This window comes from Pseudomonas sp. MPB03 (assembly GCF_046605385.1).
Taxonomy (GTDB): domain Bacteria; phylum Pseudomonadota; class Gammaproteobacteria; order Pseudomonadales; family Pseudomonadaceae; genus Aquipseudomonas; species Aquipseudomonas zanjanensis.
Map to the genome: position 1 here is coordinate 797,352 of NZ_CP176770.1, position 14,117 is coordinate 811,468.

Genomic DNA, 14,117 nt, shown 5'->3' on the forward strand with positions numbered 1-14,117 from the left:
GCGGGACCGCCCGTAGGCAACCCAAGTCAGTCGAGTTTACCCTGCGGAGGTTCGGACACCGGTTTGATGCTGGCGACCGCCGAAGGCACGGGCGGAATGGTCTTTTTGTCGGGCTCTGCAGGCACCAGTTTGTATTCCTGGCCTTGCATGTTCTTCAGATAGATCTCCATCTGACGGAACGAAATATTGATATGTTCCTTCTTGAATTCCCGGTTGATGAAGCGGTTGATCTCGTCCAGCACCGGGTTGCGGTCGCCCAGGTCACGTACGTGCATGCGCAGTTCATGGTCCAGTGTGCTTTCACCGAAGTTCAGAAAGTACACGATGGGCTCTGGCTCCTTCAGCACGCGCGGGTTGTCGCGGGCCGCCTTGAGCAGCAGCTCGCGCACCCGATCCAGGTCCGAACCATAGTCCACGCCCAGTTTCAGGGTCACGCGGGTCACGGTGTCGGTCAGCGACCAGTTGATCAGTTGCCCGGTGATGAAGGTCTTGTTCGGGACAATGATGTCCTTGCGATCGAAGTCGGTGATGGTGGTCGCGCGAATGCGGATCTTGCTGACCGTGCCCGACAGGTTGCCGATGGTGATGGTGTCGCCGATGCGCACCGGGCGTTCGAACAGGATCATGATGCCGGAGATGAAGTTGGCGAAGATCTCCTGCATGCCGAAACCCAGGCCTACCGACAGTGCCGCCACCAGCCATTGCAGCTTGTCCCAGCTCACGCCCAGGGTAGAGAGCGTAGTGACGAAACCGACGCCGGCGATGACGTAGGACAACAGCGTGGTGGTCGCGTAAGCGCTGCCTTGGGCAAGGTTGAGCTTTGACAGCACGAACACTTCCAGCAGGCCCGGCAGGTTGCGTGCCAGGGCAAAGGTAATGCCGATGATGATCAGCGCGCCGAGCATGTCACCAATGCTGATGGGCACCATGCTCATGTTGACGCCGGTGCCGCTGGTGTACTCGTAGAGGGTGATGTTGTCCAGGTACGAGAACACGCTGATCAGGTCCGACCAGACCCAATACAGCGCGGCCATGAAGCCGCCGAGCAGGGCGAGGCGGATCAGGCGCAGGGATTGCTCGTTGACCTTCTCGATATCCAGGGTCGGCTCTTCGACCACCGCTTCGCCGTCGCCGGCTTCCTTGGCCGCCTGGCGCTTGGCCAGGGCGCGCTGGTAGGCCAGGCGCCGCGCCGCGACCGACAGGCCGCGCACGAAGGTGGCTTCGATCACCAGCCAGAACATCAGCAGGTACAAGGTATTGATCAGTCGGTCGCTGAGCTTCAGTGCGGTGTAGTAGTAGCCGAAGCACACCGCCACGAATAGCGCGATCGGCAGTGCGGTGAACAGCACCCCGACGGCCTTGCGGAACAGTGAAGTGTTCTTGTGCGTCGGGCTGCTCAGCAACAGGCGACTGAGCAGCCACGCCATCAGCGCATAGCAGGTCAGCACTACCGGCATGCCGAGCACGTCATCGGCCAGGGTCGAAGGTTGCAACTCGGCCACGGCCACCACGGCCACCAGCGCCAGTACCACCAGCCCGAGCCGGCGAATCCAGCCTTGGAGGAATTCGACCTGGGGTTTCTCCCAGCGGAAATGCAACTCGGCCACGCCGCCTGGCGCCAGCACCCGATAGGCGGTGTAGAACACCAGCCAGGCCTGGCCGATCTGCAGCAGCGCCGCGCCGAGGTTGGCGTTCTGGCCGCGAGCATCGATCTGCAAGGCATAGCCGCAGAGGGTCAGCGCCAGGGCGACCGGCATTGCCAGCAGGATGTTGATCAGGATCGCCTGGGGGGTGTGCCACTGGCTGTCGCGCTTGAAGTGGCCAACGTCCTGGTGAACCTTGTTCAAGCGGGCGTAGAGGTTCTTGCGCCGCCACAGCAGCACGCCGATCAGCAGCACCAGGGGCAGGAACAGCAAGGGCCGCTGGGTCAGGCCATCGGCCAGCTCACTGAGGCTCGACGCCCAAGGCAGCGAGTCGATCTGTTTCTCCAGGCGCGTCGGCACGGCACGCATCCATTCGAAATCCAGCGGCTTGTTGCTGGGAATCCAGAACATCTGCTCTTCAAGCGTCGCCCGCAGGTTCTGGGCGGTGCTGAGCAGTTGCTTCTGGTTGAGCTGCAAGGTGATGGATTCGTTGAGTACCGCGCTCAACTCCCGGTTCAGGCGCTCCAGCAGGTCGACGCGGGTCAGTGCCAGCTCCAGCAAGGTCTTGCGCAGTTGCGGCGTGGCTTGTTCCGAGGGTTGCGAGGCCAGCAGGTTGTCGACATAGGCACTGGGGTTGTTCAACAGCTCACGTTGTTGGCTGACTTCGAACTGGTACAGGCGGATGTCGGCGATCTGGTCGGCCAGGGTCTGGTCCAGCTTCAGGCGCGGCAGGGTCTGGCGCTGCTTGTAAAGAATCTTGGAGAGCAGCAGGCTGCCCTTGAGCACGCTGATCTGTTCGTCCAGGGCGGCGTCGGTCTGGGTCACGCTGTCCAGCAATTGCTTGGTCTGCAGGTTCTGCTGGGTGACCTCGTTGAGGCGGTCGGTGCTCTTGAGCAGGTAGTCGGAGAGCTTCAGGTTGGCTGAGCTTTCGGTCGCCAGCAAGCTGCTGCCACCGGCCTTCTGGGCTTCGATGGATTGCTGGGTCACTGTCTCCTGGGATTGGGCCAGGCGCTTCTGGTTGATCAGGTTCTGCAGGTCCTGGATTTCCTGCTCCATGCGGGCGATTTTTTCCATCAGCAGGTCGTGCTGGCCGTTGCCCAGGTCCTGCAGTTGGCTGTTGCCGGCCAGTTCCTGGCGGCGCAGAGGGATCAGCGCATTGAGTGCCGCCAACTCGGCGTTGAGCTGGTCGCGCTGCTCGGCGCTGAGGGCCTTGCCGGCATCTCGACCGGCCTTGAGAATCGTGTTGATCTGCTGGATGCGGGTCTGGCTGGTGGAGATTTCCGCCTGGGCGCGCTCGGGGCGGGTCTGGGCGGTGATGACCAGGCTGTTGGCATCGGCCAGGGCTTTTTGCAGGTCGCTCTGCTGGGTGGAGCGATCCGTGAGCATTTGTTCGAGCTGGGGAATCGGCAGGTTGGCATAGCGTTGCGCCACTGGCACCACCGTGGTGCCCTTGAGCCGCGCCAGTTCGCGCTGGTTCTCGATGTTCTGCTTGGGCGCCGTGGCCAGTTGCTGTTTGAGCGCCTGCAGCTTCTGTTCGTAATCAGCCTTGTTGTTGAGCTGGGTCAGCGTGTTCTGCAAGACGGCCTGCAGGGCTTTCTGGTCAGCCTCCGGCAGTTTGCGGTCGCCGATCTTGTCCAGGCTGGCCTGTACCGAGGCACTGGTGGGCGGCTCGGCGGCGTGCACCGTGCAGATGGAAAGACTCAGGCCGAGCAGGGCAATGGCGAAAAAGGAGCGCAGGGTAGGCATAGAGACCGGTCAAGCAAGTGAGAGTGGGAGCAGTTTAGAGGAACAAGCCGGGACCCGGGCGACTTCCTTCGGGGAATCTGACGCCCACTTTGCCGATCTTGTTCCCGTCCATGGCCGCGACGGTCCACAGGGTATTGTTCCAGTCCACTTGGTCGCCGACTACTGGCGCACCGCCCACTTTCTGGGCAATGAAGCGGCCCAGGGTCATGTCTGGATCGATGCCGTCCAGCTTCAACCCGTAGAGTGCGGCAACCGCGGCCAGCTGGGCGTCTCCTTCGAGTACGAAGTCGCCGAAGAAGCGCAAATCCAAGCCTCGTTGCGGTGCCTGGCTGAACAGTTTTCCAAGGGCTGGCAAATCGTGTTCATGGCCGATAACACACAGCAAATCATCGACTTCCAGCACCGTACTACCCGACGGATGGAGCAATTGCTGGCCACGGAACAGGGCCGCGATGCGGGTTCCATCGGGCATTTTCAGGTCCCGCAGGGGCGAACCGATGCACCATTTTTCCTTGCCCAGGCGATAGATGAACAGCTCCCATTCGCTGGTGACGTGCACTTCCAGCGCGGCCCGGGAAATCGGCAGTGGCTCGGGCGGGACGGTCACATGCAACAACTTGGCGACCCACGGCAAGCTCGTGCCCTGCACCAGCAGCGAGACCAGCACGATAAAAAATGCCAGGTTGAAATAGAGCTGCGCCTGGGGCAGGCCGGCCATCAGCGGGAACACGGCCAGGATGATCGGCACCGCGCCGCGCAGCCCGACCCAGGAGATAAACGCTTTTTCACGACCATGGAACGCCTTGAACGGCAGCAGGCCGACCATGACTGACAGCGGACGGGCAAACAGGATCATCCACAACGCCAGCCCCAGGGCCGGCAGGGCGATCGGCAACAGGTCGTGGGGCGTGACCAGCAGCCCCAGCACCAGGAACATGCCGATCTGCGCCAGCCACGCCATGCCATCGAGCATGTGCAGGATGCCATGGCGGCTGCGCACCGGACGGTTGCCCAGCACCAGGCCACACAGGTACACCGCCAGGAAACCACTGCCGTGCAGGGCGTTGGTCAGGGCGAACACGGCCAGGCCGCCGCTGATGACCAGGATCGGGTAGAGCCCGTTGGCCAGGTTGATGCGGTTGACCATCTGCAGCATGAGCCAGCCACCGCCCAGGCCGATCACGGCGCCAATCCCGAACTCTTGCACCAGATGCCCCAACAGGCTCCAGTGCAGGCCGGTTTCACCGCTGGCCAGCATGCCGATCAAGGTGACGGTGAGGAACACCGCCATGGGGTCGTTGCTGCCGGACTCGATTTCCAGGGTGGCGCTGACCCGTTCGTTCAGGCCTTTGCCGCCCAGCAGCGAGAACACCGCCGCGGCGTCGGTGGAGCCGACGATGGCGCCGATCAGCAGGCCTTGGATCAGGTTGAGGTTGAACAGCCATGCCGCCGCCAGGCCGGTCAGTCCGGTGGTAATCAACACCCCGACCGTCGCCAGCGACAACGCCGGCCACAGCGCCACGCGAAAGCTCGACACCCGCGTGCGCAAGCCGCCATCGAGCAGGATGACCGCCAATGCGAGGTTGCCGACCAGATAGGCCGTGGCGTAGTTATCGAAAAGAATACCGGCGCCGTCGACACCGGCCACCATGCCCACGGCCAGGATGATCACCAGGATCGGGATGCCCAGGCGGGACGAAAGAGAACTCACCAGGATGCTCGCACCTACCAGCAACGCGCCGATCAAGAACAGGCTGTTGATGGTCGTTGCAGTCAAAGGCGTTACTCCGGAAGAACTGAAGGACGGGCGCAAACTGACCATGCAGTCTGCGTGCCAGCGATTCTAACCTGTTGAAATGTGATGCTGTCAAAAAAGGTTGGGAGATCGGGTTCTGGGTGCAGCCCTTGTGGCGAGGGAGCTTGCTCCCGCTCGACTGCGAAGCAGTCGTCGCTTTTGAGGTTTTGGGGCCGCTTCGCAGCCCAGCGGGAGCAAGCTCCCTCGCCACAACAGCATTGATCGCTCGCGGAGTGTGAGCGATCAATGGGTTTGCGGTTAAAGGCTGAACCGCCCAACCATGCTGTTCAGGTCCACGGCCAGGCGCGACAGTTCGGCGCTGGCGGCACTGGTCTGGTTGGCGCCGGTGGCCGATTGCACCGACAGGTCGCGGATGTTCACCAGGTTGCGGTCCACTTCACGGGCCACCTGGGCCTGTTCCTCGGCGGCGCTGGCGATCACCAGGTTGCGTTCGTTGATCTCGACGATGGCGCTGTTGATCGTGTCCAGGGACATGCCGGCGCCGCGGGCGATGTTCAGCGTCGATTCGGCGCGTTCGGTGCTGTTGCGCATCGAATCCACGGCCTGTTCGGTGCCGCTCTGGATGCTGCCGATCATGCGTTCGATTTCGCTGGTCGACTGCTGGGTGCGATGGGCCAGGGCACGGACTTCGTCGGCGACCACGGCAAAGCCTCGTCCGGCCTCACCGGCGCGGGCGGCTTCGATGGCGGCGTTCAGGGCCAGCAGGTTGGTCTGGTCGGCCAGGCCGCGGATCACATCCAGAACCTTGCCGATATCCCGGGACTCGTTGGCCAGGTTGCCGATCAACGAGGCAGTGCTTTGTACGTCGGCACTCATGCGTTCAATGGCGCCGACGGTTTCCTGCACCAGGTCGCGGCCGTCGCCAGCGGACGTAGTGGCGTTCCTGGACGCTTCCGACGTGCTGACCGCATTGCGGGCGACTTCTTCCACGGCGCTGGTCATTTCGTTGACCGCCGTAGCGGCCTGTTCGATTTCGTTGTTCTGCTGGGTCAGGCCACGGGCGCTTTCGTCGGTGACGCTGTTGAGTTCTTCAGCGGCGGACGCCAACTGTGTGGCCGAGCCGGAGATTCGTTGCAGGGTGTCGCGCAGTTTTTCCTGCATGGTCGACATCGCCCGCAGCAGGCGGCCGGCTTCGTCGCTGCCGTCAACGGTGATCGGCCGGGTCAGGTTGCCCTTGGCGATTTCCTCGGCGGCATCCAATGCGTTGGCGATCGGCTTGGTGATGCTGTTGGTCAGCAGCCAGGCGAACAGCACGGTCAGGCCAGTGGCGATGACCAGCAGGGTGACGACCCAGTTGAACGCGGTGGAATATTGTTGCGCCGCGTTTTTATTGAATGCTTCCGCTTGCTGGTTGTTGATGTCCGTCAAGCGAGCCAGCACGGCGTTGACGGCGTCGGAATTGCTCATCAGCTCGGTGTTGAGCAGCGCTTGCAGTTCGTTGACCTGATTGTTGCGCGACAGGGTTTTCATCCGCTCTTCGAGCTGGCGGTACTGATTGAGCAGCTGCACGTACTGCTCATACGCGGCCCGTTCTTCAGGCGCGCTGATGAGTTTTTCATAGGCCGTCTGTGCGGCGCGGACCTGCTGGTTGCGTTGCTCGAACAGATCCAGGGTTTTTTGCTGGGTATCCGCTTCGCGGTTGGTCAGCAGGCGATAGGACAACACGCGCAAACGCAGGGTGAGCTGGGTGAACTCGTTCAGGGCCTTGATACTGGGGACGCTGTTCTGGGCGATGTTGTCGCCAGATACGCGAATCTTGCTCATCTGGCTCAGGGCAAACACCCCAAGGGCCAGCATCAGGGCGCCGATCAGGGCAAACCCCAGGAACGCCCGCGGCGCGATGTTCATATTACGTAGGGACATGGAAGTTACCGTGAAGAAGCGCGTCCGTGCGGGGCTGTGACTGGTTTCACTGACTTATCGGTCTAGCGACCGAAGTCTTGAGTGCCGTGCGTGCTTTTGTCGCAGTGCAGCAGTCGCTGTGCGACGAAGGGTAGGAACCAGATGCTTGAATCGCAGTCTCTACAGCTCGCGAGCGAAGCGCCGCCACTGCGTAAAGCGTGGCATCGGCGGTGACTTTTCTTTATCGTACGCGCCCCTTGGAAAAGCCTGGAAATCAATATGTTGGAAGCATCCCTCAGCCAACTGGAGCAACTGGTCAACGACCTGGTGCAACAGAATCTGCAACTCACCGGCCTGAACGAAACCCTGAGCGCCGAACTTGCCAAGGCCAAGGATGAAAACGAAAGCCTGCAACTGAGCCTGATGGAACAGGAAGAACTGCACGGCGCCACCGCGGCCCGCATCCAGGCCCTGATCGAGCGCGCCAGCGCCGGTCCTGTCAGCGCATGAAGCACGGCGCCGATGGGGTGACGGTCATCTCGATCCTGGGAGAAGACTATTCGATCAAAGCGCCGGCCGGGCAGGAACAGGCCCTGCTGGACGCCGCTTCGATGCTCAAGGCCGCACTGGCCGATACCAAAAGGAAATACCCGACACTGATCGGTGATCGCCTGCTGGTATTGGCGGCCATGAACCTGTGTTCGCAGCAGATGGAAATGCAGAAGCAGCATCAAGCGGAACTCGACCGTTACCAAGAGCAAGTCAGCGCCACGGTCGAGGTGATTGCCAAGACGATTCAGCAGGTCTGACCAAGGGCTGGCAGTGAGCTAATTGTGGGAGCGGGCTTGCTCGCGAAGGCGGTATGTCAGTTGCAATTGATTTGCCTGATCCACCGCCTTCGCGAGCAAGCCCGCTCCCACAGTAGATATTGGTGAACACAAAATCTGTATTCACACCTGCCCCTGTGGAGCGAGCCTGCTCGCGAATGAATTCAGCAGCGCAGCAAAATCTGGCTCAGAACCACTCATCCCGCATCCCCAGGCACGTATCATCCCGCGCCTCAAGAATCGCCAGCTCATGGTGGCACCCCGGCACTTCCCAGGTCAGGAAATAGCGCGCCGCTTGCAGCTTGCCTTTATAGAAGTCGCTGTCCGCCGCGTTGCCCTTGGCCAGGCCTTCCTCGGCACGAATCGCCTGTTCCAGCCAGCGCCAGCCAATCACCATGTGTCCGAACACCTTCAGGTACAGCGCCGAGTTGGCGAGGCTGCCGTTGACCTTGCCCTGGGCCAGGTCCGTCAGCAAACCGAGGGTGACGGTTTGCAGGCGCGCCACCAACGCTTCCAGCGGCTGGCGCAGCGGCGTCAGCGATGGGTGCGCCTGGGCCCGTTCCGTGGTGTCGGCTACCAGACGAATCAACTGCTTGAGACCGGCACCGCCGTTCTGCGCCAGCTTGCGTCCCAGCAGGTCCAGGGATTGGATGCCGTGGGTGCCTTCATGGATCGGGTTCAAGCGGTTGTCGCGGTAGTACTGCTCCACCGGGTATTCGCGGGTGTAGCCGTGGCCGCCGAGAATCTGGATCGCCAGCTCGTTGGCTTTCAGGCAGAACTCCGAGGGCCAGGATTTGACGATGGGGGTCAGCAGGTCGAGCAATTCATGGGCACGCCGTCGCTCGGCTTCGCTGTCCAGGGTGGTGGTGTCGTCGAACAGCCGGGCTGCATAAAGGCCCAGGTCAAACGAACCCTCGACGTAGGCCTTCTGGGTCAGCAGCATGCGTCGCACGTCGGCGTGCTGGATGATCGCCACCGGGGCGGTGGTCGGGTCCTTGCTGTCGGGCACGCGGCCCTGCGGGCGTTCTCGGGCATAGTCGAGGGAGTAGAGATAGCCGGCGTAACCCAACATCACCGCGCCCATGCCGACGCCGATCCGCGCCTCGTTCATCATCTGGAACATGTAGCTCAGGCCGTGGTGCGGTTTGCCGACGAGGTAACCAACACATTCGCCGTTGTCGCCGAAGTTCAGCGCCGTGGACGTGGTGCCGCGCCAGCCCATCTTGTGGAACAACCCGGCCAGCAGCACGTCGTTACGCGGGCCGAGGCTGCCGTCGTCGTTGACCAGGAACTTGGGCACGATAAACAACGAAATGCCTTTCACGCCCGGCGGTGCATCCGGCAATTTCGCCAGGACCATGTGCACGATGTTTTCCGACAGCGGATGATCGCCACCGGAGATGAAGATCTTGTTGCCTTTGAGTCGATAGGTGCCGTCAGGCGCCGGCTCTGCGCGTGTGCGAATATCCGACAGCGAGGAACCGGCATGGGGCTCGGTCAGGGCCATGGTGCCGAAGAAGCGGCCGTCGATCATCGGTTGCAGGAAGCGTTGCTTCTGCTCGTCGCTGCCGAAGCTTTCGATCAGGTTCGCCGCGCCCATGGTCAGGAACGGGTAAGAGGTCGATGCGGCATTGGCCGACTGGAAGTGCGCGAAACAGGCCTGGGACAGCAACGTCGGCAGTTGCATGCCACCGGCCTCGAAACTGCGCGCGGCATTGAGGAACCCGGCCTCCAGGAAGGCATCCACCGCCGGTTTCACCTCGGGAATCAGGATCGCCTGGCCGTTCTCGTAGCGCGGTTCGTTTTCATCATTCTTGCGGTTGTGAGGCGCGAAAAATTTCTCGGCGATGCTGCGGGCCGTGCCGAGGGCTGCGTCGAAGGTTTCGCGATTGTGCTCGGCAAACCGCTCGCGCTGAGTCAGGCCCTCGGCATCGAGGACTTCGTACAGCTCGAAAGCCAGATTGCGGGAACTGAGCAACGTCTCGGACATGGCGGCCTACCTTTTTTTGGAATGGGCCGAGTCTAGGCGTGGGGATGGAGGCTGAACAGGATGATTGATTTGGGTGATGGAGGAGCGAGGGTGACGCTAATCAAAAAAGTGTGGGAGCGAGCTTGCTCGCGATAGCAGTGTTCCAGTCGACAACATTCCTGACTGAAGCACCGCTATCGCGAGCAAGCTCGCTCCCACAGGGATTGCTATTGCCAAGCACCTATTGCAGGTGCCTGGCTTACAGCATTTAGCCGATGGTCATCAGGCTGGCGTTGCCACCCGCCGCAGCGGTGTTGACGCTCAGCGCACGTTCGATAACCAAGCGTTCCAAGGCAATATTGGTTTCGCCCTGGGACAACCCGTGCACACCGACGATGGCGCCAGCGCGCTTGGCCACTTGCTGGCAAACACCGCGCAATTGATCCGAGTCGCCGTGATGCAGGACCGCGTCGAACAGCACATCGTCCTTGGTCCAGTCGGCCACTCGCTGGATGCGCGCCTGAATATCCTTCGGCAAACGTGCGAACACAGCCTTGCTGGTGTCGGTTTCCGGCCACACGGCCGAGCCGCCCACGGCCAGTACGGCCGCCAGTTGCGTCAGCAGGTCGCCTTCCACGTCGGCCAGGCACAGCACGTGCTCGCGCGGCAGGATGGCGTAGCTGTTGCGTTCACCGGTCGGGCCAGTCAACTGACGGGTAATACCGCTTTGCGACTGAGCCGCGAACTGCACGCACAGGGCGCTCAGTTCGGCGAGCTTCTGGCTGTCAGCCCAGGCTTGCAGCGCCGCCAGCGGTTTGCCCATGGCCTCGCGCAAACGCAGGTCCGGTGCCGCCAGCGCATCGCCACGGACGAAGGATTGCTGGATCGCATCGGTAGGACGCATCGACAGCAGGCGGTACAGATACAGCGGACCACCGGCCTTGGGGCCGGTGCCCGACAGGCCTTCGCCACCAAACGGCTGGACACCGACCACGGCGCCGACAATGTTGCGGTTCACGTACACGTTGCCCGCATGCACATTGTCGATGACCTTGGCGATGGTCTCGTCGATGCGGGTATGCACGCCCAGGGTCAGGCCATAGCCGGAAGCGTTGATCTGGTTGATCAACTGATCCAGCTCCTTGCGCTTGTAACGCACCACGTGCAGCACCGGGCCGAAGATTTCACGCTGCAACTCGTCGAAGCTTTCCAGTTCGATCAAGGTCGGCATCACGAAGGTGCCGCGCTTGCACTCGTCACTGTCGGCGATTGCCATCTGGTACACGGCGCGACCCTTGTCGCGCATGGCCTGGATGTGTTTCTCGATGCCGGCCTTGGCTTCGGCGTCGATCACCGGGCCGATGTCCACGGACAGGCGCTCAGGATTACCGAGGCGCGATTCGGCCATGGCACCCTTGAGCATTTCGATGACGCGGTCGGCGGAATCTTCCTGCAAGCACAGGACCCGCAGGGCCGAGCAACGCTGGCCAGCGCTGTCGAAGGCCGACGACACCACATCGATAACCACTTGTTCGGTCAGGGCCGAGGAGTCGACGATCATCGCGTTCTGGCCACCGGTCTCGGCGATCAGCGGGATCGGCCGGCCCTGGTTGTCCAGGCGACCGGCGATGTTGCGTTGCAGCAGGCGGGCAACTTCGGTGGAACCGGTGAACATCACGCCCTTGACGCGCTCGTCACCCACCAGGCGGGCACCGACGGTTTCGCCGCGACCCGGCAGCAGTTGCAGGACGCCTTCCGGAATACCGGCTTCGAGCATCAGGCGCACCGCCTGGGCTGCCACCAGTGGCGTCTGTTCGGCGGGCTTGGCCAGAACCGGGTTGCCGGCGGCCAGAGCGGCAGCGACCTGGCCGCTGAAAATCGCCAGCGGGAAGTTCCACGGGCTGATGCAGACCACTGGGCCCAATGGGCGGTGGGCGTCGTTGGTGAAATCGTTGCGCGCCTGCACTGCGTAGTAGCGCAGGAAGTCCACGGCTTCACGTACTTCGGCAATCGCGTTGGCGAAGGTCTTGCCGGCTTCGCGGGCCAGCAGGCCCATCAGCGGCTGGATTTCGCCTTCCATCAGGTCGGCGGCGCGCTCGAGGATCGCAGCGCGCTCGGCCGGTGGCGTGGCCTGCCAGATCGGTGCGGCGTTGAGGGCGCACTGAATGGCGTTGTCGACGTCGGCAACCGTGGCTTCCTGCACATGGCCAACCACATCGCGGTGATCGGACGGGTTCAGCACCGCTGCCGGGCTTTCTTCGCTAGCGGCGCAACCGAGCATCGGCACCGCTTTCCAGTCGTTATGGGCGGTAGCCAGCAGGGCGCAAGACAGCGATGCCAGGCGATGTTCGTTGGCCAGGTCGATGCCGCTGGAGTTGGCGCGGTCGCTGCCGTACAGGTCGCGTGGCAGTGGGATGCGCGGGTGCGGCAGGCCGAAACCGCCTTCCAGGGTTGCCATCTGCTCGATGCTGGCCACTGGATCGGCGACCAGTTCCTGGATGGAAATCGACTGGTCGGCGATGCGGTTGACGAACGAAGTGTTCGCGCCGTTTTCCAGCAAGCGGCGTACGAGGTAGGCCAGCAGTGTTTCGTGGGTGCCGACCGGCGCGTACACACGGCACGGACGGTTCAGCTTGCCTTCGGAGACCTTGCCTACAACCTGTTCGTACAGCGGTTCACCCATGCCGTGCAGGCACTGGAATTCATACTGGCCCGGGTAATAGTTCTGACCGGCGATGTGGTAAATGGCCGACAGGGTATGGGCGTTGTGCGTGGCGAACTGCGGGTAGATGACTTCCGGCACCGACAGCAGCTTGCGCGCGCAAGCGATGTAGGACACGTCGGTGTACACCTTGCGGGTATAGACCGGATAGCCTTCCAGGCCCTCGACCTGGGCGCGCTTGATCTCGCTGTCCCAGTACGCGCCTTTTACCAGGCGAATCATCAAGCGGTGGCGGCTGCGGCGGGCCAGGTCGATGACGTAGTCGATCACGTATGGGCAACGCTTCTGGTACGCCTGGATCACGAAGCCGATGCCGTTCCAGCCGGTCAGTTGCGGCTCGAAGCACAGGCGCTCCAGCAGGTCCAGGGACAGTTCGAGGCGGTCGGCTTCTTCGGCGTCGATGTTCAGGCCGATGTCGTATTGCTTGGCCAGCAGGGTCAGCGACAGCAGGCGCGGGTACAGCTCGTCCATGACGCGCTCGTACTGGGCGCGGCTGTAGCGCGGGTGCAGGGCCGAGAGCTTGATGGAAATGCCCGGGCCTTCATAAATCCCACGACCATGGGAGGCTTTGCCGATCGAGTGAATGGCTTGTTCGTACGAGGCCAGGTATTTCTGAGCGTCATGTTCGGTGAGCGCGGCTTCACCCAGCATGTCGTAGGAATAGCGGAAACCCTTGGATTCGAACTTGCTGGCGTTGGCCAGGGCTTCGGCGATGGTTTCGCCGGTGACGAATTGCTCGCCCATCAAGCGCATGGCCATGTCGACGCCCTTGCGGATCATCGGCTCGCCGCTCTTGCCGATGATGCGGCTCAGGGACGAAGTCAGGCCTGCTTCATTGTGGGTGGCGACCAGCTTGCCGGTCAGCAACAAGCCCCAGGTGGCGGCGTTGACGAACAGCGACGGGCTGTTGCCCAGGTGTGGGTGCCAGTTGCCGGTGCTGATCTTGTCGCGGATCAGGGCATCGCGGGTACCTTTGTCCGGGATGCGCAGCAGCGCCTCGGCCAGGCACATCAGCGCCACGCCTTCCTGGGAAGACAGGGAAAATTCCTGCAGCAGGCCCTGAACGATACCGGCACGGCCGCCGGCACTCTTCTGGTTACGCAGTTTTTCAGCAATCGACGCCGCCAGCTTATTGGTGGCTTCGGCCATTTCGGCCGGCAGTCGGGCCTGCTCCATCAGCATCGGCACCACTTCCGGCTCCGGGCGGCGGTAAGCGGCGGTGATGGAGGCGCGCAGGACCGACTGCGGCAGGATGCTCTCGGCAAACTCGAGGAAGCATTGGTGAGCGTGGTCGACCTGTACATCGCCAGCGTCGTCGCTGTCGGCACGAGGGGAACCGTTCAGCTCGGTCAGGGTTGCACCACCCTCGAGTTTTTCCAGGTAATTGAAAATTGCCTGCTTGATCAGCCAGTGCGGCGTGCGATCAATCGAGGTTGCGGCCGCCTTGAGGCGTTCGCGGGTCGGGTCGTCGAGTTTGACCCCAAGGGTGGTGGTAGCCATATTTTTATCCTCATGTTTACCACGTGTGGCGTGGCATCAGCTGGCGGCAAGA

At 62.3% G+C, this 14,117-nt stretch carries 7 protein-coding genes; 2 read left to right on the forward strand and 5 right to left on the reverse strand.

Translation table 11 applies throughout. The features are described 5' to 3' along the window. Positions 1 to 26 precede the first annotated feature (26 nt). The 3 genes from mscK to ACLH0I_RS03445 form a co-directional block, all read right to left on the reverse strand. On the reverse strand, positions 27 to 3,389 hold the full coding sequence (gene mscK, locus ACLH0I_RS03435; RefSeq protein ID WP_411386301.1) for a mechanosensitive channel MscK: 3,363 nt from the start codon (positions 3,387 to 3,389) through the stop codon (positions 27 to 29). A gap of 34 nt (positions 3,390 to 3,423) precedes the next feature. Beyond that, complete coding sequence (locus tag ACLH0I_RS03440; RefSeq protein ID WP_207962879.1) at positions 3,424 to 5,166, reverse strand: potassium/proton antiporter; 1,743 nt, start codon at positions 5,164 to 5,166, stop codon at positions 3,424 to 3,426. A gap of 276 nt (positions 5,167 to 5,442) precedes the next feature. Then, entirely contained in the window at positions 5,443 to 7,068 is a 1,626-nt protein-coding gene (locus ACLH0I_RS03445; RefSeq protein ID WP_411386302.1) for a methyl-accepting chemotaxis protein, read from the reverse strand. Positions 7,069 to 7,326: 258 nt separating this feature from the next. Between ACLH0I_RS03445 and ACLH0I_RS03450 the strand changes: the two genes are divergently transcribed. After that, positions 7,327 to 7,557: a hypothetical protein gene (locus ACLH0I_RS03450; RefSeq protein WP_250962252.1), complete on the forward strand. Its 231-nt coding sequence runs from the start codon at positions 7,327 to 7,329 to the stop codon at positions 7,555 to 7,557. Beyond that, positions 7,554 to 7,856: a cell division protein ZapA gene (locus tag ACLH0I_RS03455; RefSeq protein WP_186706030.1), complete on the forward strand. Its 303-nt coding sequence runs from the start codon at positions 7,554 to 7,556 to the stop codon at positions 7,854 to 7,856. Before ACLH0I_RS03450 ends, ACLH0I_RS03455 begins: the two co-directional genes overlap by 4 nt. 205 nt (positions 7,857 to 8,061) lie before the next feature. On the opposite strand, the gene ACLH0I_RS03460 is transcribed toward ACLH0I_RS03455, so the two are convergent. After that, a complete protein-coding gene (locus ACLH0I_RS03460) occupies positions 8,062 to 9,864 on the reverse strand; it encodes an acyl-CoA dehydrogenase (protein ID WP_411386303.1) in 1,803 nt (600 codons plus the stop codon). Positions 9,865 to 10,111: 247 nt separating this feature from the next. Next, positions 10,112 to 14,065, reverse strand: a complete 3,954-nt coding sequence (gene putA, locus ACLH0I_RS03465) for a trifunctional transcriptional regulator/proline dehydrogenase/L-glutamate gamma-semialdehyde dehydrogenase (protein ID WP_411386304.1) — start codon at positions 14,063 to 14,065, stop codon at positions 10,112 to 10,114. Positions 14,066 to 14,117 lie beyond the last annotated feature (52 nt).

Coding starts and splice junctions, on each gene's coding strand:
- mscK (WP_411386301.1), bottom strand. CDS start 3,389: ATGCCTACCCTGCGCTCCTTTTTCGCCATTGCCCTGCTCGGCCTGAGT.
- ACLH0I_RS03445 (WP_411386302.1), bottom strand. CDS start 7,068: ATGTCCCTACGTAATATGAACATCGCGCCGCGGGCGTTCCTGGGGTTT.
- ACLH0I_RS03450 (WP_250962252.1), top strand. CDS start 7,327: ATGTTGGAAGCATCCCTCAGCCAACTGGAGCAACTGGTCAACGACCTG.
- ACLH0I_RS03455 (WP_186706030.1), top strand. CDS start 7,554: ATGAAGCACGGCGCCGATGGGGTGACGGTCATCTCGATCCTGGGAGAA.
- ACLH0I_RS03460 (WP_411386303.1), bottom strand. CDS start 9,864: ATGTCCGAGACGTTGCTCAGTTCCCGCAATCTGGCTTTCGAGCTGTAC.
- putA (WP_411386304.1), bottom strand. CDS start 14,065: ATGGCTACCACCACCCTTGGGGTCAAACTCGACGACCCGACCCGCGAA.